The organism is Achromobacter sp. FW305-C-30-7, from assembly GCF_058783105.1.
The window spans coordinates 106,313-130,007 of the sequence record NZ_JBYSYI010000007.1 but is presented as its reverse complement, the minus strand read 5'-3'; the positions used below and the strand labels follow the sequence as shown (position 1 = coordinate 130,007).

The 23,695-nt window shown below is 67.0% G+C and carries 22 protein-coding genes; 16 read left to right on the top strand and 6 right to left on the bottom strand.

The genetic code is table 11. The features are described 5' to 3' along the window. Positions 1-5: 5 nt before the first annotated feature. From AC3WOB_RS22545 to AC3WOB_RS22530, 4 genes are all read right to left on the bottom strand, one after another. Complete coding sequence (locus tag AC3WOB_RS22545) at positions 6-4,184, bottom strand: hypothetical protein (protein WP_492276245.1); 4,179 nt, start codon at positions 4,182-4,184, stop codon at positions 6-8. Positions 4,185-4,561: 377 nt separating this feature from the next. Further along, positions 4,562-5,998, bottom strand: a complete 1,437-nt coding sequence (bioD, locus tag AC3WOB_RS22540) for a dethiobiotin synthase (protein WP_492276244.1) — start codon at positions 5,996-5,998, stop codon at positions 4,562-4,564. Continuing rightward, positions 5,995-6,651, bottom strand: a complete 657-nt coding sequence (locus AC3WOB_RS22535) for an alpha/beta fold hydrolase (RefSeq protein ID WP_492276243.1) — start codon at positions 6,649-6,651, stop codon at positions 5,995-5,997. Before AC3WOB_RS22535 ends, bioD begins: the two co-directional genes overlap by 4 nt. A 26-nt stretch (positions 6,652-6,677) precedes the next feature. Next, positions 6,678-7,868, bottom strand: a complete 1,191-nt coding sequence (locus AC3WOB_RS22530; RefSeq protein WP_492276242.1) for an aminotransferase class I/II-fold pyridoxal phosphate-dependent enzyme — start codon at positions 7,866-7,868, stop codon at positions 6,678-6,680. Between the two features lie 147 nt (positions 7,869-8,015). On the opposite strand from AC3WOB_RS22530, the gene AC3WOB_RS22525 reads away from it, so the two are divergent. The 10 genes from AC3WOB_RS22525 (at position 8,016) to AC3WOB_RS22480 (ending at position 16,135) form a co-directional block, all read left to right on the top strand. Further along, positions 8,016-9,284: an adenosylmethionine--8-amino-7-oxononanoate transaminase gene (locus AC3WOB_RS22525; protein WP_492276241.1), complete on the top strand. Its 1,269-nt coding sequence runs from the start codon at positions 8,016-8,018 to the stop codon at positions 9,282-9,284. Positions 9,285-9,430: 146 nt separating this feature from the next. Further along, a complete protein-coding gene (locus tag AC3WOB_RS22520; protein WP_492276240.1) occupies positions 9,431-10,405 on the top strand; it encodes a hypothetical protein in 975 nt (324 codons plus the stop codon). After that, on the top strand, positions 10,402-10,578 hold the full coding sequence (gene ccoS, locus AC3WOB_RS22515; protein ID WP_013394991.1) for a cbb3-type cytochrome oxidase assembly protein CcoS: 177 nt from the start codon (positions 10,402-10,404) through the stop codon (positions 10,576-10,578). Before AC3WOB_RS22520 ends, ccoS begins: the two co-directional genes overlap by 4 nt. Positions 10,579-10,714: 136 nt before the next feature. After that, the gene (gene ccoN, locus AC3WOB_RS22510; RefSeq protein ID WP_013394990.1) at positions 10,715-12,202 is read left to right on the top strand and encodes a cytochrome-c oxidase, cbb3-type subunit I; all 1,488 of its coding nucleotides are present in this window, start codon (positions 10,715-10,717) and stop codon (positions 12,200-12,202) included. A gap of 10 nt (positions 12,203-12,212) precedes the next feature. Next, a complete protein-coding gene (gene ccoO / locus AC3WOB_RS22505) occupies positions 12,213-12,944 on the top strand; it encodes a cytochrome-c oxidase, cbb3-type subunit II (protein WP_492276239.1) in 732 nt (243 codons plus the stop codon). A gap of 2 nt (positions 12,945-12,946) precedes the next feature. Beyond that, positions 12,947-13,123: a cbb3-type cytochrome oxidase subunit 3 gene (locus AC3WOB_RS22500; RefSeq protein WP_013394988.1), complete on the top strand. Its 177-nt coding sequence runs from the start codon at positions 12,947-12,949 to the stop codon at positions 13,121-13,123. Continuing rightward, positions 13,120-14,085: a cytochrome-c oxidase, cbb3-type subunit III gene (gene ccoP, locus AC3WOB_RS22495; RefSeq protein ID WP_492276238.1), complete on the top strand. Its 966-nt coding sequence runs from the start codon at positions 13,120-13,122 to the stop codon at positions 14,083-14,085. The genes AC3WOB_RS22500 and ccoP overlap by 4 nt, the downstream gene beginning before the upstream one ends. Positions 14,086-14,161: 76 nt before the next feature. Beyond that, positions 14,162-15,652, top strand: coding sequence for a cytochrome c oxidase accessory protein CcoG (gene ccoG, locus AC3WOB_RS22490; protein WP_013394986.1), 1,491 nt, complete (start codon positions 14,162-14,164; stop codon positions 15,650-15,652). A gap of 20 nt (positions 15,653-15,672) precedes the next feature. Next, positions 15,673-15,882 carry a FixH family protein gene (locus tag AC3WOB_RS22485; RefSeq protein WP_013394985.1) on the top strand — a complete coding sequence of 70 codons (210 nt, stop codon included), beginning with the start codon at positions 15,673-15,675 and terminating at the stop codon, positions 15,880-15,882. A 16-nt stretch (positions 15,883-15,898) separates the two neighbouring features. After that, a complete protein-coding gene (locus AC3WOB_RS22480) occupies positions 15,899-16,135 on the top strand; it encodes a hypothetical protein (RefSeq protein WP_013394984.1) in 237 nt (78 codons plus the stop codon). 75 nt (positions 16,136-16,210) lie between these two features. Here AC3WOB_RS22480 and AC3WOB_RS22475 read toward each other — a convergent pair whose 3' ends face one another. Together AC3WOB_RS22475 and AC3WOB_RS22470 are read right to left on the bottom strand one after the other, a co-directional pair. Further along, positions 16,211-16,552 (bottom strand): zinc ribbon domain-containing protein YjdM, encoded by a 342-nt coding sequence (locus tag AC3WOB_RS22475; protein WP_492276237.1) that lies wholly within the window; start codon positions 16,550-16,552, stop codon positions 16,211-16,213. 108 nt (positions 16,553-16,660) lie between these two features. Further along, a complete protein-coding gene (locus tag AC3WOB_RS22470) occupies positions 16,661-17,593 on the bottom strand; it encodes a LysR family transcriptional regulator (RefSeq protein ID WP_492276236.1) in 933 nt (310 codons plus the stop codon). Positions 17,594-17,720: 127 nt separating this feature from the next. Here AC3WOB_RS22470 and AC3WOB_RS22465 point away from each other — a divergent pair, with 127 nt between their 5' ends. From AC3WOB_RS22465 to AC3WOB_RS22440, 6 genes are all read left to right on the top strand, one after another. Beyond that, a complete protein-coding gene (locus AC3WOB_RS22465) occupies positions 17,721-18,695 on the top strand; it encodes a Bug family tripartite tricarboxylate transporter substrate binding protein (RefSeq protein WP_492276235.1) in 975 nt (324 codons plus the stop codon). Positions 18,696-18,702: 7 nt separating this feature from the next. Next, positions 18,703-19,737 carry a 4-hydroxythreonine-4-phosphate dehydrogenase PdxA gene (locus AC3WOB_RS22460; protein WP_492276234.1) on the top strand — a complete coding sequence of 345 codons (1,035 nt, stop codon included), beginning with the start codon at positions 18,703-18,705 and terminating at the stop codon, positions 19,735-19,737. Positions 19,738-19,783: 46 nt separating this feature from the next. Further along, the gene (locus tag AC3WOB_RS22455) at positions 19,784-20,956 is read left to right on the top strand and encodes an L-rhamnonate dehydratase (protein WP_207469265.1); all 1,173 of its coding nucleotides are present in this window, start codon (positions 19,784-19,786) and stop codon (positions 20,954-20,956) included. A 2-nt stretch (positions 20,957-20,958) separates the two neighbouring features. Beyond that, a complete protein-coding gene (locus AC3WOB_RS22450; protein WP_492276233.1) occupies positions 20,959-21,888 on the top strand; it encodes a dihydrodipicolinate synthase family protein in 930 nt (309 codons plus the stop codon). Positions 21,889-21,992: 104 nt separating this feature from the next. Then, positions 21,993-22,916 (top strand): ABC transporter ATP-binding protein, encoded by a 924-nt coding sequence (locus AC3WOB_RS22445; protein ID WP_013394977.1) that lies wholly within the window; start codon positions 21,993-21,995, stop codon positions 22,914-22,916. After that, positions 22,913-23,674, top strand: coding sequence for an ABC transporter permease (locus AC3WOB_RS22440; protein ID WP_207469266.1), 762 nt, complete (start codon positions 22,913-22,915; stop codon positions 23,672-23,674). Before AC3WOB_RS22445 ends, AC3WOB_RS22440 begins: the two co-directional genes overlap by 4 nt. Positions 23,675-23,695 lie beyond the last annotated feature (21 nt).

The following is a 23,695-nucleotide window of genomic DNA, read 5'->3' as shown; positions in this document are numbered from 1 at the left end:
GTTCCTCAGGCAAAGGCTTCGGCGTATTCGCGCCAGGCGTACTCGGTGCTGTTGTCGATCAGCGCCAGCTCCTGTGCCAGCGGCAGCTCGGGACGCGGCCCCATCAGGTCGCGGAAGCCCGGGTCGCCGTTGGACCCGGCAAACTTGCGCTCGCAGGACAGCGATACGCTCATCGAGAACATGAAGACTTCGATCTCGACCGTGATGGTGGCGCGCCCCGCGCACTTGCCGCTTTCGAACTCGTAGCGCAATTCCAGGTAGATCTCGATGGAAATGCTGACGATGCCCAGCACGCTGACGCAGCCGCCCATGCGGAAGTACCCGGCCAGCGAGCAGGCGTTCTTCTCCATGCGGAAGTAGATGCCCGCCATGACGTGCACGCCGCCCGAAGCCACGCCCAGGTTCACCGACACGCTGGCGCCGAACTCGAAGGCGGCCTCCATGAGCTGGACGCCGCTGGGATCCAGCGTGATGCCGAAAAAGCCGCCGCCGCCGAACATGCAGACCGACAGATTGAAGGGCTGTTCGCGCGTGCAGAAATTGAAGCGCACGGACAGGGGCTGGCCGATGAAGGGCACGGTGAAGCCAGCGCCCAGGCTCAGGTTGGAAAGATTGAAGACGCCGATGGCGACGGCCGGCAGCGCCACGTCGAAGCCCGCGTCCACCCCCTTGGCCGAGATGTCCAGGTAAGGCGGATCGGAGAATCCGTCCAGTGGGATCAGGTCGCGCAGCGTTTCGACGAAGGACAGGGGGCCGACGAACTTGATGTCGGTCAGCAGCACGTCCACGTCCATCCTCGCGGCCGTGTCGATGCGGAATTCGATCTTCTCGAAATTCAGTTCCATGAAGCTGGCCGGCGCGATCAGCACCAGGTCGAAGTCCTTCAGCGAGCAGACCACCGACATCTTGGGCGCGCTCTGCCCGTTCTTGCGTACGCGCGCTTCCACTGCCACCCGGAAGCCGCGCGCATCGTTGACGCGGAACAGCGGCGGGTCGCCGGGCTTGATCGACCAGCTCTTGATCACCGGATTCCAATCGAAGCGGAGGGTGAGTTCATCGCCGGTCAGCAGTTCCAGCAGCTCGGCGCTGGCCAGCACCGCATCGACCGCCAGCTTGACCGCGTTCAACGCCGTCTGCGCGATCTGGCGCGGCGCGCCTTCGAGCAGGCGCGCGCTGCCGATGGTGCCGGACAGCGGCCCGACGGCGTCGGTGATGGCCTGCAGGCGCGGGGTGAGCGTCGCGGCGTCGCTGAAAAGCTCGTCCAGCTGGCCGGGCTGGCCCACCACCGCATCGAGCGCGTCATACAGCGCCTTGCCCTGCACCAGCAGCGCGGGCACGACGCCCACGCTGTCCAGCAGTATCCCGGCGGTATTGGCGGCCTGGCGCAGCGACAGGCGCAAACCGTCGGGCAAGCCCACGCCATTGACCTTCGCGTCGGCGGCCGTGCGTAGCGCCGTGGCGGCGTCGCGCGCGGCGGTGAGCACCGCGGGCAGCCCCGGCAGCGCGGGCGCGGCGTCGAAGGACTGCCCGGCCAGCAGCGCGACCTGTGCGCGCACCGCCTCCAGCGCGGCCATCAGCGCGTTGACGCGGGCCTTCGCGTCCTGCACCAGGTTCTGGGCATAGGCCTGCGCCTGGCCGAGCAGATCCTGCAAGGTGTCCTTCAGCACCTGCAAGGCGGCTTCGGCGATGCGGCCCGGCTGCTGCGCCAGGTCCGCCACCAGGCCGTAGAGCCGGCCCATTTCGTTGACCAGGCTTTCAAGCTGCGAACAGGCTTCCGATACGAAGCGCGGCACCTGTTCCGGCGTGCCGGCCGCGTTGGAAACTGCCTCGATCACGTCGCCCAGCGGAATGCAGCCGAACAGCAGCGGAAAGGGCAGGTCCGAGGACAGGACCTTGGGGAAGATGTCGGGCCCGCTCATCTTGCCGGCCACGAAGTCCGCCACCTTGCCGCTGACCGGGCCGGCCATGCGCGACAGGGCCGTGGGGCGCAGATTCGGCTGCACGAAGCCGCCTGCGCGGTCGCCCTGGGCGGAGAAGTTCAACACGGCATCGCCGCGGTAGCCGGGCTCGGCGTCTATGTTGCCGAAGACCTGGCCGACGTTGGCGGAGTCGAATCCGAATCGCAGGTAGTGATCGTTCCAGCTCAGCCCGCTGTTGCTGTCGCTGCCGGTCAGTTCGGCCAGCGCGGCGATGCGGATCGCGGCGCGCTTGATGCCTGGATAGAACAGGGGGCCGTTCAGCGAGTCGCTGTAGGCGCGCAGCTGGGTATTGCCCGGATCGACCAGGCCGTCGAACTCGATCGTTTCCGCTTGCGCGGCGGTATCGCCGGGCTTGAGCGGCGAGGCGAACGTGACGCGCTGCTGCTTGAACTGCGCGGTGCGGCGGCTGGATTCGGCGTTGCGCCAGGCCTCCCGCGTCTGCTGCGCGAAAATTTCCGCGTTCGCATAGTCTGGTGTCAGCCATTGGCCGCTGAGCTTGCGCGGGCAGGCCCGGCCGCCGTCCATGAAGATCATGGGCAGATCGAACTGCACGTTGCGGCCGTCGATGTCGGTGGCCGAACAGGCGAAGCGGAAGGGGATTCCGCCTATGCACGGCCAGAACAGCAATTGCCCCAGGCCGTCGATGTTGCTGGCCTGGGAGGAGGGAGGGTCCAGGCTGGGCGTGACGGTGGTCAGGATGCGCACGCTGGAGAACGGCATCCGGCGATGCAGGAAGATCATGTTCCCCGTGTCGTCCCGCGTCTGCAGCTGCGGGTCGGCGTAGACGCGCTCGCGCTCGCGCACGATGATGAACAGGCGCTGGCGCAGGTAGGCCGTGTTGCCCGGCCTGCCCGTATGGAACTTGCGCTCGCTAACCTTCACCAGCGAGGCGCGGTGGCCGAAGGGATACAGCAGGCCCTTGTAGACGACGCGGACGTAGTGGTCGCGGCCCATGGCGCCGCGATGCGTCCATTCTTCCAGCGACAGCCCCGGCGCGTCCCAGTTGCCGCGCGAATCCAGCCACGCGCCCAGCGCGGACAGCATCAGCAGCTTGGCGTCGACGGGCTGGGGCGTGTAGTTGGCGACGGAGAAGTTCGACGACAGGTGCGCGATCTGGAAGCGGTCGAAATCGTCCATCGGCATGCGGAAGGGCGAAGTGTTCGGCTGCGGCAGATAGGTCACCGTCGGCACTGGGAACGCGGCCTGCATGGGCTTGGTCGTGCCTTCGCCGCCCAGCGCCCAGACCGCGCGCACGGTGGGCCGGGGATCGTCCGCGAGCGGCGCCCGGGCGCTGTCCTCCGGCTGCGCGGCCAGCAGCTGGGTATGCCAGAGCTCGGTGTGCTGCGTGGCGCCGGAGGTCGCCGGCGCCTTGGCGTGGCGCCAGCGCTCGTCTGCATGCGGGCTGAGGATCAGCCGCCAGGGCAGTTCGATCGCCGTCTGTTGCGCGGCGGGCAGCGCGGGCTTGGGGCCGCGCCTGAGGATTTCGATCAGGGCGCTGGTGCGCTGCAATTCACGGACGGGTGCGCCGCCGTCCAGGCGCAATGCGCGCAGGCCGGGCGCGCCGCCCGCCTGGCGCAGCAGCAGTGCCGCGGGCGCATGCTGTTGCGTGACGATGCGCGCAGTGCGCAGCGCGAAGCTCGACAGCGCCGCGCGCTGCACCGGCGAGAGCTTGTCGATGCGCTTGTCGAACAGGTCGCGCAGGTTCAGGCGCGGCGCGCTGGGCCCCGGCGGGCGCGCGTTGGCGGCCACGGCCTGGGGCAGGGACTCCATCGCCGCCAGCACGCCTTCCAGCGTGTAGGGCACGTCGAAGCCGTCGGGAATGGCAAAGGCCAGCCGCGATTCGCCGGCGATGCGCGCACGGACTGGCGGGCCGGTGGGGTCTTCTTCCTCGCCGGGAGGGGGGGCCGGCTTGTCCGGCGTGGGGCGGGGCGCGGGCTGGTCGGCGGTGTCGGGAGGCGGCTTTTCGAAGAAGGTTTCTTCGGTGATCGACTGCGGCGGGAAGTGGACGATGAGCGTGGCGGCCCCGTCGCCCGCCTTCTTCAGGCGGGGCGGCTGGCCCGGCGTGACCGTCAGATTGCGCAGCTCCAGTCGCAAGGCCAGCAGATCGGCCGGACGCAGCACGGCTTGGCCTGGGCGGGTGCCGTCGAAGAAATTGCGGTTGGGATTTGGGGCCAAGACAGGAATGTTCAGCCTTCTGGTGACCATGCCAGTTCTCCTGCAAATAAGGAAACCCAGGAACGAAATCCTGCACGTCCAGCTACCTGCGAATCGAACTGCCAATGTGGCGAAAATTATCGTTGTGTTGCGTTAGTAGTCAACAACGCGCAGCCGCGCGGCGGCGGCTGCCGCGGCAGCGCCGGTTTGAGAATCCGGATGTGGCTGAAGGATGTAGAAGGCCTGCGCCTTCACTCGGGAAGTTCATGCTTTGCATGAGGCTGCGGGCGCCATCCGCGGAGCCGGAAAGCGATGCAGCGGCATGCATCCGCTAAAAGCGGGGGCGGCCGCAGGCGGAATTTATTTTGTACGAATGCGTAACGGCTCCGGCCCCGGAAAGCGCGCTGTGCCGGGGCCGCGTGCGGGGCCTAGCTGGCTACGGCCGGCGCATCGCCCAGCGCCTGCAGGCATTCCGCCAGCGGCGGAATGGCGCTGGCCAGCGCCGCGACGGTTTGCGCGTCGACCTTGGACAGGGGGGGAATCTCGGCCAGCACGCGCACCTCGCCGAAGCGCTCGATGGCTTCCTTGTTGCCCGCCGAAAGCGGCCCGCTCATGATCACGCCCAGCACCGGAATGCCGCGGCGCTTGAGGGCTTCCAGGCTGAGCAGGGTGTGGTTGATGGTGCCCAGGCCGCTGCGCGCGGCCAGCACCACCGGCAGGTCCAGCCGCGCGATCAGGTCGATCATCATGTGGCTGTCGTCGATCGGCACGTAGAGGCCGCCCGCGCCTTCCACGATCAGCGGCGCCTGCGTGGCCGGCGGCACGATGCTGGTGGCGTCGACGATGGTGTCTTCCAGCGTGGCGGCGGCCCAGGGCGACAGCGGCGCCTGCAGCACATAGGCGGGCAGATGCAGGCGTTCAGGCGGCAGCCCTGCCAGCTGCGCCACGGTTTCGGTGTCGCCCGGCTCTTCCGCCACGCCCGTCTGCACCGGTTTCCAGTAGTCGGCGTTCCAGGCGCGCGCGAGGATCGCGGACACCAGGGTCTTGCCGATGCCGGTATCCGTGCCGGTCACGAAAACGCCGGTGGGGTGTTGCTTGGTTTTTTTCCACATACCGTAGGCCAGGTGATAGGTCACCCCGGCTCCTTGTTCGTCAAACGCCGCCAATACCCGCCGCAACTGCGCCGCGCCCAGAGGCGCGCGCCCGGGGGCGGGCGCGGTGGCGCCTATGCCCTTGAGACCGCGCAGGAAACGCAGTCCGTCAGGATGATTTTGTATCAGCCGTTCGCTGCGCACGCCACCGGCCAGATTGCCCCTGTCCGGATGGATGGCGGCAACGGCGGGATAGCGGGGCGTGGCGGCGCTCAGTCCGGCCGCGGCATGGGCATCCTGCCATTCCTGGAACGTGCCGTCCGCCAGCGTTGCCACGGCCAGGCAGCCGCCCGGCGCCAGCAGCGCGGCCAGCCGGCCCAGCCCCGCGTTCAGATCTGAAAACCACTGTACCGCCAGGCTGGAGCAGATCAGGTCATAGCCGCCCGCAAGCCCGGCCGGATGCTCGCCGTCCAGCAACTGGTAGCGGGCCGTGCCCGGCAGGGCCGAGCCGCGTTGCGAGGCAGCCAGCATGCCGGGAGCGATGTCGGTGATGGTCCAGTCGGCCGGTCCGATGCGGCGCGCCAGCGCCTGGGTCAGCAGGCCGGTGCCGCAGCCGATCTCCAGGATGCGCGGGCGGGCGGGCAAGGGTAGCAGGGCGATATCGCTGGCCAGCCGTTCGGCCGCCAAGCGCTGGATGGACGCGTGGTCCTCGTAGGCCTGGGCGGCGGCGCCGAAGCGCGCGCCGATTCCGGCGTTGCGCGGGGCTTGGGTCATGCGGCGGCCGCCAGGCGGGAAATGAAGGCGCGGATATGCGCCGCGCACCAGGCGGGATCGGACACGGGCAACAGGTGGCCGCCGCCCGCGCGTTCGTGGATCTCTGTGTCGGCCCGACCGGCAAAGCCTGCCTGCGTCATGGGCGCGGGAACGATGGGATCGTCCGCGCCGGCCAGGACCAGCAGCGGCACGGGCAGCGCCGCCAGGGCCGCGCGCCGGTCTTCGTCGCGCAAGGCTTGCAGGTCGCGCGCCAGCGGCGCCAGCCGCGGCTCGCCGACATCGGAGTCGTCGCCGCAGCGCTGGCGGAAGTCGCGCAGCACCGCCACGGGGTCCGAGGACAGCCGCCTCGACATGCGCTCCAGCACGCGCGGCGCGACGCCGGCTTCGAAGTCCGCGCCGGCGGTGAAGCGCGCGAAGCCGTTGATGGACACCAGTCCCAGGCAGCCTGGCGGCAGTTGGCGCAGCAGGCGCAGCACGCCCAGCGAATGGCCGATGGCGATCGCCGGGCCCCCGATGGCCGGCTCTTGCTCAGGTCCGAAGTAGCCGGCATCAAAAACGGCTTGCGGCCATGCCTGGAGTTCGGCGCGCAGCGGCGCCCAGACCGAGGCGTCGAAAGCCCAGCCGTGCACGAACAGCAGGGTGGGGCGGGGCATACCGGCTTGCATGGAGGCAGCGCCCATCACGCCAGCGCGGCGGCGAAGCCATCGATCAGCCGCGCCACGTCCACGTCGCGGTGCGCTGCGCTCAGCGTGACGCGCAGGCGGCTGGTGCCGGCGGGGACGGTGGGCGGGCGGATCGCCACGGCCAGCAGGCCGCGCTGTTCCAGCCCCGAGGCCAGCGCCAGGGCGCGGGCTTCGTCGCCCACGATGGCGGGCACGATCTGGGTGGAGGATGCCCCCGTGTCCAATCCCATGCAGCGCAGGGCGGCGCGCAGGTTGTCGCCTGCGGTCGCCAGCCGGGCGCGTTCGGCGTCCAGCGTGGGCACCAGGTCCAGCGCCGCATCCATGGCGCCCAGCACAGCGGGCGGCAGCGCCGTCGTGTAGATGAAGCCTGAGCAGGCGTTGATCAGGTAGTCGCACAGCGCGCGTGAACCGGCCACATAGGCGCCGAACCCGCCCAGCGCCTTGCTGAAGGTGCCCATGGCCAGGTCGATGCGGCCGGGCGCCAGTCCCGCCAGGCCCATGCCGTTGGGACCCAGCACGCCGGTGGCGTGCGCCTCGTCCAGGTAGACGAAGGCGCGGTAGCGGTCGGCCAGGGCGGCCAACCGTTCCACGTCGGTCCGGTCGCCGTCCATGCTGAACACGCTCTCGGTGACGATGAATCGCGACACAGTCTGGCCGGGGGCCTCGGCTTGCGCCCTGGCCGCCAGCAGGCTTTCCAGATGGTCCAGGTCGTTGTGCCGGAAACGGATCTGCTTCACGCCCGCCGCCTGGCAACCGTGGTGCAGGCTGGCATGGTTGAGCTTGTCGGCGTACAGCTCGACCTCGCCCTGGCTGGCGGCGGCGCGCAGCAGCGCCGGCAGCACGGCGGCATTGGCCTGCCAGCCCGAGGCCAGCAGCAGCGCGGCTTCAGTGCCCTTCAGCCGGGCCAGCTTGGCCTCCACCTGTTCGTGCAGGTCCAGGTTGCCCGTCACCAGGCGCGAGGCCTGGGCGCCCGCGCCGTGGCGGGCCGCCCATTCGCGCGACCGTTCGACCAGCAGCGGATGCCGCGACAGGCCGAGGTAATCGTTGCTGGAGAAGTTCAGGACCGGCTCGCCCTCGAGGACCAGGCGTCCCGGAGCGGCGGTGGTGGCGGTGCGCAGGCGGCGGCGCACGCGGCGCGTTTCGGCGCGCGCCAATTCGGAGGAGAAAAGCGGATCCAGCTTGGACATCAATATTTCCGGCAGCGGCCCGGCAGCGGGCGTGCCCGCGCCTGGCCGTAGAATGCGAGCCATTGTAGTGGAGGCGGGCGCCGCCCCTGTCCTGGCCGGATCCGCCGGACGGACCCCAGGCGCGCCGCCGGTATCGAGAGGTGAATCATGCACACGCCCGACTGGGTGGCCCAGGGCCAGCCCCATATCTGGCTCCCCTATGCCCAAATGAAGACGGCGACGCCGCCGCTGCCGGTGGTGCGCAGCCACGGCAGCAGGCTCGAACTGGCCGATGGCCGCAGCCTGATCGACGGCGTCGCGTCCTGGTGGACGGCATGCCATGGGTATAACCATCCGCACATCGCCCAGGCGGTGCGCGCGCAGCTGGACGCCATGCCGCACGTCATGTTCGGCGGGCTGACCCATGAGCCGGCGCTGACCCTGGCGCGCCGCCTGGCCGCCATGCTGGGACCGGGGCTGGACCGCGTCTTCTATACGGATTCCGGCTCGGTGGCGGTGGAAGTCGCCATGAAGATGGCCTTGCAGTACTGGCTGAACCAGGGCGAACGCGGCCGCAGCCGCTTCCTGGCGTTCCGCGGCGGCTATCACGGCGACACCTTCGGCACCATGGCGGTCTGCGATCCGGACGAGGGCATGCACAGCCTGTACCGCGGCATGCTGGCCGGGCACGACATCGTCGACCTGCCGCGCAGCGAGGCCGAGCTGGCCGCGCTGGAGGCCCACCTGGAGGTTCATGGATCCCGGCTGGCCGGCATCCTGGTCGAACCGCTGGTGCAGGGCGCAGGCGGCATGCTGCTGCATGACCCGGAAGTATTGCGCCGCCTGCGTCGCCTGGCCGACCGCCATGGCCTGTTGCTGATCTTCGACGAGATCTTCACCGGCTTCGGCCGCACGGGCAGCATGTTCGCCTTCGAACAGGCCGGCATCCGTCCGGACATCGTGACCTTGTCCAAGGCGCTGACCGGCGGCACCTTGCCGCTGGCCGCCACGGTGGCCAGCAAGCGCGTGTTCGAGGCCTTCTGGTCCGACGATCCCTCGCATGCGCTGATGCACGGCCCCACCTTCATGGGCAACGCGCTGGCCTGCGCCGCGGCCAACGCCTCGCTGGATCTGTTCGAGACCGAGCCGCGGCTGGCGCAGGCGCAGGCGATCTCGGTGGCGCTGGCGGCGGGCCTGGAGCCCTGCCGCGAACTGCCCTGGGTGCGCGACGTGCGCGTGCTGGGCGCGATCGGCGTGGTCGAACTGGACGGCATCGCCGACCGCGAGGGCCTGAAGCGGCGCCTGGTCGAAGCCGGCGTCTGGGTGCGGCCTTTCGGCAATGTGGTTTACCTGACTCCGGCGCTGACCATGGCCGAGGACGAACTGGCCAGCTTGATGCAAGCCGTGGTGGACGTGCTGCGCCGCCAGCGGCCCTGAGTCAGGCGCTCCCGAGCCCGGCCCCCAGAGCCGGGCTCCTCCAATCCGGGCGGGGCCGAGCCCGTCCGCGTTGCCGGGGCAAACCGGCCGGACCCGCCTTGATCCAGATCAAGGCAGTCTTGTAACGCGCTGAGTAACATCGGCGCATGCGAGCAAAATCGATCTTCGCCGTCCCGGCCAGCCTGTCCGACGCCGACCGCCAGCAGCGCCGCCATGCGCTGGTGCGCCTGTCGCTCGCGTGGCTGGCGATGATGCAGGTGATGATGTTCGCCTGGCCCGGCTACCTGCGGCACGAAAGCATGCCCGCCGATGCGCTGGAAACGCTGGACTGGGCCATCGTGCTGATGAACTGGGCCAGCTTCGCGCTGACCGTGCCGGTGGTGGTGTATTCGGCCTGGCCGATCTGGCGCCACGCGGGCGACAACCTGCGCCACGGCCGCGCCGGCATGGACGTGCCGGTGGCCCTGGGCATCGTCGCCGCCTTCATACCCAGCGTCCACGCCACCTATACGGGGCGGGGCGAGGTGTACTTCGACTCGGTCACGATGTTCGTGGCCTTTCTGCTGACCGCGCGCTACCTGGAACTGTGCGCCCGCCAGTCCTTCGGCGGCGCGGCGGGCGGATCGCGCCACGAGCGCGTGGAGGCGCAGCGTCTGGAACTTGGCGCGCGCGCCGACCGGCTGGCCTCGCGCTTCGTCATGGCCCAGGTCGCGCTGGCGCTGGCCGCCGCGGCCGCCTGGGCCTATATCGATCCGGCGCACAGCATCCCGGTGATGGTGGCGCTCTTGGTGATGAGCTGTCCCTGCGCCATGTCGATGGCGGTGCCCACCGCCATGGCCTCCGCCCATTCGGCGCTGGCCGCCCATCCCCACATGCCCGACGCGGCGCTGGATGAGCTGTTGGGCGAGGCGCGCCGCCGCGCGCGCCAGAACCTGTACGGTTCGCTGATCTGGCATCTGCTGATGACGCCGCTGGCGCTGATCGGCTGGGTCACGCCGTGGCTGGCCGCGATCACCATGCTGGTGTCCTCGCTGGCGGTGGCCTACAACTCGTGGCGCCTTTGCCGCCGCGACTGGTCTGGTGCGCCAGCGCCCGCCGCCGCGCTGGAAGCGGCGCAATGACCATCCTCTATCTGCTGCTGCCCTTGTCCCTGCTGTTCGTGCTGGCCATCGGGGTGTCGCTGTGGTGGGCCGTTTTCAACGGCCAGTACGACGACACCGACGACGCGGGTCGCGCCATCCTGCTCGATGACGACAGCGGACCCGCCAGCCGCGCGGCTGAACGCCGCGTTTGATTTCGCGCCTGGACCCGTTGCGCCGGCGCCGCGTTCCCCTGCGCGCAGCCAGATGCTTGATCCAGATCAACGCTGCCCCTTGTGACTAGTCCCATCATTGCAGTCTGGAGCTATTTGTTACTTTAGGGGAAGGGCGATGAACGATTGCGCCGCAATCGCAAGCAAGGCCGACACCTTCAACTACAAGATCGTGAGGCAGTTCGCGCTCATGACGGTAGTGTGGGGCATCGTTGGCATGGCTGTGGGCGTTTTTCTCGCTGCGCAGCTTATCTGGCCGCAGCTGAACTTTGACACCGCATGGCTGAGCTATGGCCGCCTGCGCCCGCTGCACACCAACGCGGTGATTTTCGCCTTTGGCGGCAGCGCGCTGTTCACGACCTCGTACTACGTGGTCCAGCGCACCTGTCAGGCGCGCCTGTTCTGCGGCCCGCTGGCCGCGTTCACGTTCTGGGGCTGGCAGATCGTCATCGTCGCCGCCGCCATCACCTTGCCCATGGGCTTCACCAGCAGCAAGGAATACGCTGAACTGGAATGGCCCATCGACATCCTGATCACCCTGGTCTGGGTGGCCTATGCCATCGTGTTCTTCGGCACCATCATCAAGCGCCGTTCCAAGCACATCTACGTGGCCAACTGGTTCTTCGGCTCGTACATCCTGACCATCGCCATCCTGCACATCTTCAATAACATCGAGATGCCGGTGTCGCTGTGGAAGTCCTATTCCGCCTACTCCGGCGTGCAGGACGCCATGGTGCAGTGGTGGTACGGCCACAACGCGGTGGGCTTCTTCCTGACTACCAGCTTCCTCGGCATGATGTATTACTTCGTGCCCAAGCAGGCCGGCCGTCCCATCTATTCCTACCGCCTGTCCATCGTCCACTTCTGGGCGCTGGCTTTCACCTACATGTGGGCGGGCCCGCACCATCTGCTGTACACCTCGCTGCCGGACTGGACCCAGTCGCTGGGCATGACCTTCTCGCTGATCCTGCTGGCGCCGTCCTGGGGCGGCATGATCAACGGCATCATGACCTTGCAGGGCGCCTGGTACAAGCTGCGCACCGATCCGATCCTGAAGTTCATGGTGACGGCGCTGTCGTTCTACGGCATGTCGACCTTCGAAGGCTCGATGATGTCGATCCGCACGGTCAACGCGCTGTCGCATTACACGGACTGGACCATCGGCCACGTGCACTCGGGCGCGCTGGGCTGGGTCGCCATGATCTCCTTCGGCTCGCTCTACTACCTGATCCCGCGCCTGTATGGCCGCGAAAAGATGTACAGCGTCAAGGCCATCGAACTGCACTTCTGGATCGCGACCATCGGCGTGGTGCTGTACATCGCCGCCATGTGGATCGCCGGCGTGCAGCAGGGCCTGATGTGGCGCGATACCGCCAGCGACGGCACCCTGGTCTACAGCTTCGTGGAAGAACTTAAGACGCGCGTCCCGTACTACCTGATCCGTTTGCTGGGTGGCACTTTGTTCCTGTCGGGTGTTTTCGTCATGGCCTGGAACGTGTGGATGACGGTGCGCGGCGCGCAGCCGGTCAACCCCGCCATTCCGCAAGACGATCCCCATGCCGCACGCCAGCCGGTCCCCGTGACCGCCGCGCCGGCCACTGTTTGACGAGGACATCATGGCCAACAAGAAATCTGGTTTCTTTTCCCACCAGACGCTCGAGAAGAACATCGGCTGGATGATCATCGCCAGCATTCTGGTGGTGTCCTTCGCGGGCCTGGTCCAGATCGTGCCGCTGTTCTTCCAGCACAGCACGACCCAGCCCGTCGCGGGCGTCGAACCCTACAGCCCGCTGCGTCTGATGGGCCGCGACGTCTACATCCGCGAAGGCTGCGTCGGCTGCCACTCGCAGCAGGTGCGGGTGCTGGCTGCCGAAGTGCAGCGCTACGGTTCGTATTCGATCGCCGCCGAATCGGTGTTCGACCATCCGTTCCTGTGGGGCTCCAAGCGCACCGGTCCCGACCTGGCGCGCGTGGGCGAGCGCTACTCCGACGACTGGCACCGCATCCACCTGCGCGATCCGCGCAAGGTGGTGCCGGAGTCCAACATGCCGGCCTATCCCTGGCTGGAAAAGACCGTCATCACCGGCGAGAACGTGAGCGACCGCATGCGCGCCCTGCGCAAGCTGGGCGTGCCCTACACGGACGAGGAAATCGCCGCGGCGCCCCAGGCCATCGAAGGCAAGACCGAGGAAGACGCGCTGGTTGCCTACCTGCAAGGGTTGGGCGTGGGCGTGCGCAAGGCCAAGCAGGCCGAACAGGCCAAGCAGGCGGAAGCGGCCAAGAAGGCGGCCCAGTCCGCCGCGCAGCCCGCCACTCAAGCCGCCGCGCCCGCGGCCGCGGGAGGCTGATCATGCTGGGCTACCTGAGCGCAATCGTCACCGCCATCTCGATGGCAACTTTCTTCGGCATCGTCTGGTGGGCCTGCTCGCGCGGCCGCCAGAGCGCCAACCGCGAATCGGCCATGCTGCCGTTCGCACTGCCCGATGAGTTCGGGCAGGGACAACAAGATGGAGCGAATCGGTCATGAGCGATTTCGTCAATGGCTTCTGGGGGTATTTCATCTCGATCGTCGCCGTGGGCGGCGTGGTCTGGTGCGTCTGGCTGCTGTACACGCAGCGTCGCTGGCTCAGCACCAAGCCGGCCAACGGCAAGGTCGAGGACACGGGCCACGTCTGGGACGGCGACCTGACCGAGCTGAACAACCCGGTGCCGGGCTGGTGGACCTGGATGTACCTGCTGGCTTGCGCCTTCGCCCTGGGCTACCTGTTCTTCATGCCGGGCCTGGGCGAATACAAGGGCCAGCTGGGCTACAGCAGCACGGAAGAAGTGGCCAGGCAGCAGGCCAAGATGGCCGAGGCCGTACGCCCGATCTACGCGCGTTTCGAAACGATGGACATTCCGCAGATCGCCCAGGATCCGGGCGCCCGCGAAATCGGCCAGCGCCTGTTCCTGAACACCTGCGCGCAATGCCATGGCTCGGACGCCAAGGGCGGACCCAGCTTTCCCAACCTGGCCGACGGCGACTGGCTGCATGGCGGTTCGCCTGAAGCCATCACGCAGACCATCACGCAGGGCCGCGTCGGCGTCATGCCGCCGTGGAAGGCCGCGATCGACGCCAAGACCGCGGGCGACATCGCGCAATACGTGCGTTCGCTGTCGGACCTGACGGCCGATCCGGTCCGCGTGTTCCGCGGCAAGCGCGAGTTCGCCAATTACTGCGTGGCCTGTCACGGTGTCGACGGCAAGGGCAATCAGGCGCTGGGCGCGCCCAACTTGACGGACGACGTCTGGCTCTACGGCAGTTCCGAGGCAACCATCGTCAAGACCATCCTGGATGGCCGCGATAACCGCATGCCGGCGCACGGCGACATCCTGACGCCCGAGCAGATCAAGATCCTGACGGCATGGGTGTGGGGCCTGTCGAACAAACCGGAAGCGACGGCGAGCGCCGCGCCGGTCAGCACCGCGCCGGCCAGCGCAACGAAGTAAAGGCAGTACCGAGCTTGGATGGGGGCCGCGCGTGCCGCGGCCCCCATATCACTGGACTTACAGCAGGGAGCAGCAAATGGAAGATGGGTCAGCCGCAAGGGTCGGCAATTCGCCTGACGGTGACCCGCCGCCCTGGCGGCCGCACGTGAGGCCGCCGCGTCCCGGGACGGAAACCCTGGAACAGACGCTGGCGGGCGTGCGCAGCAAGATCTACCCGCGTTCTGTCAGCGGCATCTTCGCCCGCTGGCGCATCGCGTTTGTCTTTCTTACGCAGCTGATTTTCTACGGTCTGCCCTGGCTGCAGTGGAACGGCCGTCAGGCGGTGCTGTTCGACCTGGGCGCGCGCAAGTTCTATCTATTCGGCCTGGTGCTGTGGCCGCAGGACGTGGTCTACCTCGCTGTGCTGCTGGTGATCTCGGCGCTGGCGCTGTTCCTGTTCACCGCGGTGGCGGGACGGCTGTTCTGCGGCTACGCCTGTCCGCAGACCGTCTATACCGAAATCTTCATGTGGATCGAGCGCAAGGTCGAAGGCGACCGCGTCGCGCGCATCCGCCTGGACGAATCGCCCTGGACCTGGCGCAAGGCGCGTCTCAAGATCACCAAGCACTTCCTGTGGATCGCGCTGGCCTGGTGGACGGGCTCCACCTTCATCGGCTATTTCGCTCCCATCCGCGAACTGGGCCATGAGCTGTTCGCGCTGCAACTGGGCCCCTGGCAGTGGTTCTGGATGCTGTTCTACGGCTTCGCCACCTGGGGCAACGCGGGCTTCATGCGGGAATCCGTGTGCAAGTACATGTGCCCCTACGCACGCTTCCAGAGCGTGATGGTGGATCCCGACACCTTCGTGGTCACCTACGACAAGCGCCGCGGCGATCCGCGAGGCGGCCGTTCGCGCAAGGTGGACCACAAGGCCGCCGGCCTGGGCGACTGCGTCGATTGCAGCCTGTGCGTGCAGGTCTGTCCGACCGGGATCGACATCCGCGACGGCCTGCAATACATGTGCATAGGCTGCGGCGCCTGTATCGACGCTTGCGAACAGGTCATGGACAAGATGCAGTACGAGCCGGGCCTGATCCGCTACACCTCGGAACGCGCCATGCTGGACGGGCTATCCACCAAGAGCGCCCGATCCCATCTGCTGCGTCCGCGGGTGCTGATCTACGGCACGCTGATCCTGGCGCTGGCCATTGCCTTCGTGGTCTCGCTGGCCCTGCGCAACCCCTTGCGGGTGGATGTGATCCGCGACCGCGGCGCGCTGGGACGCGAAGTCGCCGGCGGCATGATCGAGAACGTGTACCGCCTGCAGATCATCAATACTTCCGACCAGCCGATGCGCTTGCAGCTCGCGGCCGAAGGCATGCCCGGCCTGAAGGTGATGATGGGGCAGCAGGGTTCGGATACGGTCGACGTCGAGGCGGCGGCCAACAAGCTGGTACCCATGGTGATCCGCGCGCCGGCCGGCGCCGAGCCCGGCGCCCATGCCATCACGCTGCGCGCGCGCGGCCAGGACGGCGAGAGCCGTCCGGTCGAGACCGACGAGCCCGCCAGCTTCTATGTACCCGACTGAGCATTGAAAAGGACATGCCCATGAACCCCGCCCAATCCGCCAAAGCCGCCAAGCCCTGGTACCGCGAACCCTGGCCCTGGATCCTGATGGCAGGCCCGTTCGCGGCCATGATAGGCTGCTTCATCACGATCTACTTCGCCTTCTCGAACTTCAGCAACCAGCCGATCCAGGAGGGCGTGGTCAAGCGCGGCCTGGTCATCGAGCAGGTTGCGCCCAGCGCCAATCCGTAACCCGGGAGAACAACAGATGGGCTTGCGATCATTGATGTGGATCCTGTGGCCGTCGTTCATGGCGGCCGCGGCGGGGAGCGCGCTGATCTTCGCCCTGATCGATCCGCTGGACGTGGCGATTTTCGGCCACGTCCCTACGGGACGCACGGGGTTCTATACCGTGTCTTTCTTCGTGCTATGGGTGATGGCGGGACTGTCCAGCACGCTGACGGCGTACCTGATGCCCAAGCCGGAAGAAACCGAGGATCTGTAGGATGGGCAGGGCGCGCAAGACTTCCGGCAAGAACCCGGAAGCTCCACCGCGCGCAACCCACCACGCGCCGCGCTGCTAGACCTTCTTCACGAACTCCGACTTCAAGCTCATCGGTCCGAAGCCGTCGATCTTGCAGTCGATGTCGTGGTCGCTATCGACCAGGCGGATGCCCTTGACCTTGGTGCCCATCTTGATCACGCCGCCCGACCCCTTGAGCTTCAGGTCCTTGATGACGGTGACGGTATCGCCGTCCTGCAGCACGTTGCCGGCCGAATCGAGATAGACCTTGGCCGCTTCGTCGGAGGACTCGGCGGCTTGCGACGACCATTCGTGCGCGCATTCCGGGCAGACGTAGAGGGCGCCGTCTTCATAGGTGTATTCGGACTTGCACTTGGGACAGGCGGGCAATGCGCTCACGTGTGGACCTCGATCAAAAAAACGCGCGATGCGCAACACGCGATTGTACTGCGCCAGACCTGTTTTTCCCTGCGCCGGGGGCCGTTTTCTCCTTTACATTGCGCGGCCTCAAACCGCCTCGTCGCCGTGCAGCAGGCCTACGAAATGACGCGCGGCCGCGCTCAGCGGCCGGTCCCGCGGCACGATGCTGCCGAAGGCCGTGAGGCTCTGCCGGATCTGGTAGGGCAGTATCGCCAGGAGGCCATGCGCCGCGTAGCGGCTGGCCACTGATTCCGGTATCACCCCCAGCATGGTTGATTTCATCGCCAGGTTGGTGGTGGTCAGGATGGAGGCCGATTCGATCAGTCCCTTGGGTGTGGCGGCGTTGTGCGAACGGAACTCCTGTTCGATCACGTCGCGCATCGGACTGCCATGCGGCTGCAGCACCCAGGGATACGCCAGCATGGCCTCGAAGCCCACGCGCTTGCGGCCGGCCAATGGATGGTCCACCGCCGCGATCACCGACAAGGCCTCGTCGCCGATGGGGCGAAAGACGTACTGGCTGTCGGAGAGTGTCAGCATGCGGCCGATCACCACGTCCAGCTTGCCCTCGTTCATGCGGCCGATCAGCAGGTCGCTGGTGCCGGTGGAAATCTCCACCGCCAGCAGCGGATAGGTTTGCTTCAGCCGCAGCAGGGCGTCGGTCAGGTGGCCGGGCGAGGCCGCCATGATGCTGCCGATGAACAGCTTGCCGGCGCTGCCCAGGCGCAGCTCCTCCAGTTCGCGGGCCAGCGACGAGACCGTCCCGCGCATGCCCCGGAAGTATCCCATCACGCACTCGCCGGCCGCGGTCAGGGCCAGGCCGCGGCCGACCCGGCCATACAGCGGCTGGCCGATGGCCAGCTCCAGTTCGTGCAGCATCTTGCTGGCGGCGGACTGGGTCATGTTGAGCTGGCTGGCGGCCGCGCGCAGGGTGCCGCGCTCTTCGATCGCCAGCAGCAGGACGATCTGCCGCAAGCGCAGGCGGGCCAGCAGGGCGGGGACGTGGATGGCGCGTTCCATGATTGATCGCCTCAGGTGAACGATTGGTGCAAAAGTTTCATTTTACGGAAACGAAGCTTCTTTCTAAGATGGACCCATAAAAGATTGCCCGTCCCAGGGCAAAAAAACATCAACCAAGGAGACAACCATGAAGACTCGGCTATTGGCCGCGATGGCGGCCGGCGCCCTGTGCCTGTCGGCCCTGGCGCCTGCCCAGGCGCAAAACGCCGACTGGCCCAACAAGCCCCTGCGCCTGCTGGTGGGATCGGCCCCGGGCGGCGGCACCGACGCCATGGCGCGCGCGGTGGCCGACAAGCTGGGTCCTCTGCTCAAGCAGACCGTGGTGGTGGAGAACAAGCCCGGCGCATCCAATACGCTGGCGGCCGACCTGGCGGCCAAGTCCACCGACGGCCACACCATGGTGATGGGCGTCTCGACCGCCCACGCCATCGCGCCGCACCTGCTGAAGCTGGGCTACGACAACGACCGCGACCTGACGCCGGTGGTGTTCGTGGGCGCCGTGCCCAACATCCTGGTGGTCAACAACGACGTGCCGGCCAAGTCGGTGCAGGAACTGGTCGCGCTGCTCAAGAGCAAGCCGGGTACCTACAACTTCGCCAGCAGCGGTTCCGGCAGCACCCAGCACATCGCCGCCGAACTGTTCAAGGACGCCACCGGTGTGCAGATGATCCACATCCCATACCGCGGCAGCGGCCCGGCGCTGGTGGACTTGATGGGCGGCCAGGTGCAGATCGCGTTCGAGACCGCGTCTTCCGTGATTCCCCATATCAAGAGCGGCAAGGTGCGCGCGCTGGCCGTCCTTAGCGCCAAGCGCAACGCCCAGCTGCCCGACGTGCCGACCATGGCCGAAGCCGGCGTGCCCGGCGTGGAAATGAGCGCCTGGTATGGCATCTACATGCCCAGCGCCACGCCCGCCGCCAACCAGAAACGTATCCATGACGCTGTCAACGGCATCCTGGCGCTGCCGGACACGCAGGCCCGCCTGCAGGCGATCGGCGCCGACATCAACCCGATGACCCAGGAGCAGTTCGCGCAGTTCCACAAGAGCGAGAACCAGCGCTACGCCGGCGTCATCAAGAAGAACAACATTTCCGTGGAATGACCCAGACATGAGCACGCAGCAGAAACCCGTCATCGCCCTGACCCTGGGCGATCCCGCCGGCATCGGCGCCGAACTGATCGCGCGCCTGCTGGCCAGGCCAGAAGCCACGCAGCGGGCAAACATCGTGCTGGTGGGCGACGAGTGGCTGTGGCGCGAAGGCCAGCGGGTGGCGGGCGTGCAGGTCGCCACCCAAGCCGTGGACAGCATCGAGGCGGTGCGCGGCCGGCCGGACAGCGGCGTGCCCGCCTGGCTGGCCATGGACACCATCCAACCCGGCCAGGTGCACCTCGGCCAGGCCGAGGCGGCGGGTGGCGCATCCGTACTGCGGGTGCTCAACGCCTGCATGGACGCGGCGCGCGACGGCCATGTCGACGCCATCTGCTTCGCGCCCCTGAACAAATACGCCATGAAGCTGGGTGGCCTGGGGCACGATGACGAACTGCACCACTTCGCGCAGTACCTGGGCGTGACCGGCTACTTCTGCGAATTCAACACCTTGGGAGATCTGTGGACCTCGCGCGTGTCCTCGCACATTCCGTTGAAGGACGCGGCGGCCGCGCTCAGCATCGACGGCATCAAGGCCGCGACTCGTCTGATCTACCGTTCGCTGCAGGCCAACGGCATGGCCGAGCCGCGCGTGGCGGTGGCCGCCTTCAATCCGCATGGCGGCGACGGCGGCACCTGCGGCCGCGAAGAGGTGGACATCATTGCGCCGGCCGTGCGGCAGTTGAACGAGGAGGGCCTGCCGGTGCAGGGGCCGTTCCCGGCCGACACCATCTTCCTGAAGGCGCAGGCCGGCGAGTTCCAGGCCATCGTCACCATGTACCACGACCAGGGCCAGATCGCGATCAAGCTGCTGGGCTTCTCGCGCGGCGTGACGGTGCAGGGCGGCCTGCCCATTCCCATCACCACGCCGGCGCACGGCACGGCGTATGACATCGCCGGCCAAGGCCGCGCCAACCTGGACGCCACCTGGCAGGCCTTTCTGATCGCCTGCCGCATGGGCCTGTCGCACCGCGCCTCGCGGACGCAGGCGGGCTGATCCACCGCATTCATTCCGTACCCCCAATTTCAAGCAGGAACGCTACATGAAGATCAAATCCGTCCGCGCCCGCGTCTACGAATGGACCGGCAAGACCGTGCCGCCGCAGGGCAACTTCTGCTCCAACGCCATGGACCTGCTGTATTCCAAGCAGGAAACCATGAGCACCTTCCGTTTCCACGGCTGGACCGTGGTCGAGGTGGAGACGGACGATGGCATTGTCGGCCTGGGCAATGTGGCGCTGGCGCCGCGCGTGGCCAAGGCCATCATCGACCAGTACCTGGCGCCGCTGGTGATCGGGCAGGATCCCTGGGATTACGAATACCTGTGGCAGCGCATGTACCGGTCCACCCACGCCTGGGGCCGCAAGGGCGTGACCATGGCCGCGATTTCGGCCATCGACCTGGCCATCTGGGACATCCTGGGCAAGTCGGTGAACAAGCCCGTCTTCAAGCTGCTGGGCGGCCGCACCAAGGAGAAGATCCCGGTCTATTACTCCAAGCTCTACCGCACCGACCTGAAAGCCATGCAGGAGGAAGCCCAGACCTATCTGGACCAGGGCTTCACGGCCTTCAAGATGCGTTTCGGCTATGGTCCGGCGCATCTGCAGAAGGGCGTGTCGGAGAACCTGAAGTCGGTGGAGGCGGTGCGCGAGGTGATCGGCTACGACACCGACCTGATGCTGGAGTGCTACATGGGCTGGAACCTGGAATACGCCAAGCGCATCCTGCCCAAGCTGGAGAAATTCGAGCCGCGCTGGCTGGAAGAACCGGTCATCGCCGACGACATCGACGGCTATGCGGAACTGAACCAGCTGACCTCGATTCCGATCTCCGGCGGCGAGCACGAGTTCTCGCTCTACGGCTTCAAGCAGCTGCTGGACCGCAAGGCGGTGTCGGTGGTGCAGTACGACACCAACCGCGTCGGCGGCATCACGGCGGCGCACAAGATCAACGCGCTGTGCGAGGCCTACAGCGTGCCGGTCGTGCCGCATGCCGGCCAGATGCACAACTACCACCTGACGATGAGCACGCTGGCTTCGCCGATGAGCGAGTACTTCCCCATGTTCGACGTGGAAGTCGGCAACGAGCTGTTCTATTACATCTTCGACGGCGAGCCGGTGGCCAAGGAAGGCTTCATCGACCTGGACGACGACAAGCCCGGGCTGGGCCTGACGCTGAAGACCGAATACCTCAAGCACTTCAACATCATCGAATAACCATGGCTACCTACCAGAACCCGCGCTATCGCGGCATATTCCCGGTGGTCCCCACCACCTTTACCGAGTCCGGCGAGCTGGACCTGCCCAGCCAGAAGCGGGCAGTGGATTTCATGATCGACTCGGGCGTCGATGGCCTCTGCATCCTGGCTAATTTCTCGGAGCAGTTCGTGCTGTCGGACGACGAGCGCGAGATACTGACGCGGACCATCCTGGAGCACGTCGCCGGCCGCGTGCCGGTCATCGTGACCACCACGCACTTCAGCACCCAGGTCTGCGCCGCGCGCAGCCGCCGTGCGCAGGAGCAGGGCGCCGCCATGCTGATGATCATGCCGCCCTACCATGGCGCCACGATCCGCGTGTCCGAGGAACAGGTGACGGGGTTCTTCCAGCGCGTGTCCGATGCGGTGGACATCCCCATCATGATCCAGGATGCGCCGGTCGCGGGCACGCCGCTGTCGGCCCAGGCGTTGGCGCGGATGGCGCGCGAGATCGAACACGTGGCCTACTTCAAGATCGAGACGGCGGGCGCGGCCTCCAAGCTGCGCGACCTGATCGCGTTGGGCGGCGCTGCCGTGGAAGGCCCCTGGGATGGCGAGGAAGCCATCACCCTGCTGCCAGACCTGGACGCCGGCGCCACGGGCTCCATGACCGGCGGCGGTTTCGCCGACGGCCTGCGCCCCATCATCGAGGCCCACCGCGCCGGCAGGCGGGACGAGGCCTACCGCCTGTACGAACGCTGGCTGCCCCTGATCAATTACGAGAATCGTCAGGGCGGCATCCTCAGTGCCAAGGCCTTGATGAAGGCCGGCGGGGTGATCGCCTGCGAGGCGCCGCGCCACCCGCTGCCGGCCATGCGCGAGGAGGTCCGCCAGGGCCTGCTGGAGACCGCCCGCCGCCTGGACCCGCTGGTGCTGCGCTGGGGGCGCTGAGCAGGGATTGCGCAGTCCGCCAAACACACTGTTCCGTCACACCGAACAAGCCTGTCACGCATGACGGTTAAAATCCCTGGCTATCCATCCAGTCGGGGGCGCGTGTGCAGCCGGTCATTTCAGTTCAGGATCTATCCAAACGGTACGCATCCGGATTCCAGGCGCTCAAGAGCGTGAACCTGGACATCCGGCGCGGCGAGATCTTCGCCCTGCTCGGGCCCAACGGCGCGGGCAAGACCACGCTGATCAGCATCATCTGCGGCATCGTCAATCCCACCGCCGGCCGCGTGCTGGCCGACGGCCACGACATCGTCTCGGAATTCCGGGCGGCCCGCGCCAAGATCGGCCTGGTGCCGCAAGAGATCTCGACCGACGCGTTCGAAAGCGTCTGGAACACGGTCAACTTCAGCCGCGGCCTGTTCGGCAAGCCGGCGGACCACGCCTACGTCGAGAAAGTGCTGCGCGACCTGTCCCTGTGGGACAAGAAGGACAGCCGCATCATGGCGCTGTCCGGCGGCATGAAACGCCGCGTCATGATCGCCAAGGCGCTGTCGCACGAACCCGCCATCCTGTTCCTGGATGAACCCACCGCGGGGGTGGACGTCGAACTGCGGCGCGGCATGTGGGAAATGGTGCGGCAGCTGCGCGAAAGCGGCGTCACCATCATCCTGACCACGCACTACATCGAGGAAGCCCAGGAAATGGCCGACCGCATCGGCGTGATCCGCAAGGGCGAGATCATCCTGGTCGAGGAAAAGCACGCGCTGATGGCCAAGCTGGGCAAGCGCCAGCTGGCGCTGACCCTGAAGGCGCCGCTGCCCGGCATCCCCACGGCGCTGGACGCCTTCCAGCTGGACCTGTCCGATAACGGCCACAAGCTGGTCTACACCTACGATAACCAGGGCGGCGGGGAAATCTCCCGGCTGCTGCACGAACTCGCCCGGCTGGAGATCGAATTCACCGACCTGAATTCGTCGGAAAGCTCGCTCGAGGATATCTTTGTCAGCCTGGTGCACGGTCAATCATGAACTTCTACGCCATCCGCGCTATCTACCTGTTTGAAATGGCCCGCGCCTGGCGCACGCTGATGCAAAGCGTGCTGTCGCCCGTGATCTCCACCTCGCTGTACTTCGTGGTGTTCGGCTCCGCCATCGGCTCGCACATGGTCGAGATCGACGGCGTGAGCTACGGGGCCTTCATCGTGCCCGGCATGATCATGCTGTCGCTGCTGACGCAAAGCATCGCCAACGCGTCCTTCGGCATCTACATGCCCAGGTTCTCGGGCACCATCTACGAAATCCACTCGGCGCCCATCTCCTACGTGGAGATCGTCATGGGCTATGTCGGGGCGGCCGCCAGCAAGTCCATCATCCTGGGGCTGATCATGCTGGCCACGGCGCGCCTGTTCGTGTCGTTCGAGGTCGCGCATCCGTTCTGGATGCTGGGCTTCCTGGTGCTGACGGCCGTCACCTTCAGCCTGTTCGGCTTCATCATCGGCATCTGGGCCGACGGCTTCGAGAAGCTGCAGATCATCCCGCTGATGATCATCACGCCGCTGACCTTCCTGGGCGGCACCTTCTATTCGATCAAGATGCTGCCGCCGTTCTGGCAGACCGCCACTCTGTTCAACCCGGTGGTCTACCTGGTCAGCGGCTTCCGCTGGGCCTTTTATGGCGTGTCGGACGTCAGCGTCGGCGTCAGCGTGGGCATGACGCTGGTGTTCCTGCTGGCCTGCCTGGTCGGCGTGCGCTGGATCTTCAAGACCGGCTACCGGCTGAAGACCTGACGCCCGCCAACGCGGGGCAGG

Excerpts from the sequence above, each read along its gene's own strand:
- ccoN (WP_013394990.1), top strand. The coding sequence starts at position 10,715 with ATGAACGATTGCGCCGCAATCGCAAGCAAGGCCGACACCTTCAACTAC.
- AC3WOB_RS22460 (WP_492276234.1), top strand. The coding sequence starts at position 18,703 with ATGAGCACGCAGCAGAAACCCGTCATCGCCCTGACCCTGGGCGATCCC.
- ccoO (WP_492276239.1), top strand. The coding sequence starts at position 12,213 with ATGGCCAACAAGAAATCTGGTTTCTTTTCCCACCAGACGCTCGAGAAG.
- ccoG (WP_013394986.1), top strand. The coding sequence starts at position 14,162 with ATGGAAGATGGGTCAGCCGCAAGGGTCGGCAATTCGCCTGACGGTGAC.
- AC3WOB_RS22545 (WP_492276245.1), bottom strand. The coding sequence starts at position 4,184 with ATGGTCACCAGAAGGCTGAACATTCCTGTCTTGGCCCCAAATCCCAAC.
- AC3WOB_RS22500 (WP_013394988.1), top strand. The coding sequence starts at position 12,947 with ATGCTGGGCTACCTGAGCGCAATCGTCACCGCCATCTCGATGGCAACT.
- ccoS (WP_013394991.1), top strand. The coding sequence starts at position 10,402 with ATGACCATCCTCTATCTGCTGCTGCCCTTGTCCCTGCTGTTCGTGCTG.
- AC3WOB_RS22480 (WP_013394984.1), top strand. The coding sequence starts at position 15,899 with ATGGGCTTGCGATCATTGATGTGGATCCTGTGGCCGTCGTTCATGGCG.
- AC3WOB_RS22465 (WP_492276235.1), top strand. The coding sequence starts at position 17,721 with ATGAAGACTCGGCTATTGGCCGCGATGGCGGCCGGCGCCCTGTGCCTG.
- AC3WOB_RS22535 (WP_492276243.1), bottom strand. The coding sequence starts at position 6,651 with ATGCCCCGCCCCACCCTGCTGTTCGTGCACGGCTGGGCTTTCGACGCC.
- AC3WOB_RS22440 (WP_207469266.1), top strand. The coding sequence starts at position 22,913 with ATGAACTTCTACGCCATCCGCGCTATCTACCTGTTTGAAATGGCCCGC.
- AC3WOB_RS22520 (WP_492276240.1), top strand. The coding sequence starts at position 9,431 with ATGCGAGCAAAATCGATCTTCGCCGTCCCGGCCAGCCTGTCCGACGCC.
- AC3WOB_RS22525 (WP_492276241.1), top strand. The coding sequence starts at position 8,016 with ATGCACACGCCCGACTGGGTGGCCCAGGGCCAGCCCCATATCTGGCTC.
- ccoP (WP_492276238.1), top strand. The coding sequence starts at position 13,120 with ATGAGCGATTTCGTCAATGGCTTCTGGGGGTATTTCATCTCGATCGTC.
- AC3WOB_RS22530 (WP_492276242.1), bottom strand. The coding sequence starts at position 7,868 with ATGTCCAAGCTGGATCCGCTTTTCTCCTCCGAATTGGCGCGCGCCGAA.
- bioD (WP_492276244.1), bottom strand. The coding sequence starts at position 5,998 with ATGACCCAAGCCCCGCGCAACGCCGGAATCGGCGCGCGCTTCGGCGCC.
- AC3WOB_RS22470 (WP_492276236.1), bottom strand. The coding sequence starts at position 17,593 with ATGGAACGCGCCATCCACGTCCCCGCCCTGCTGGCCCGCCTGCGCTTG.
- AC3WOB_RS22455 (WP_207469265.1), top strand. The coding sequence starts at position 19,784 with ATGAAGATCAAATCCGTCCGCGCCCGCGTCTACGAATGGACCGGCAAG.
- AC3WOB_RS22485 (WP_013394985.1), top strand. The coding sequence starts at position 15,673 with ATGAACCCCGCCCAATCCGCCAAAGCCGCCAAGCCCTGGTACCGCGAA.
- AC3WOB_RS22450 (WP_492276233.1), top strand. The coding sequence starts at position 20,959 with ATGGCTACCTACCAGAACCCGCGCTATCGCGGCATATTCCCGGTGGTC.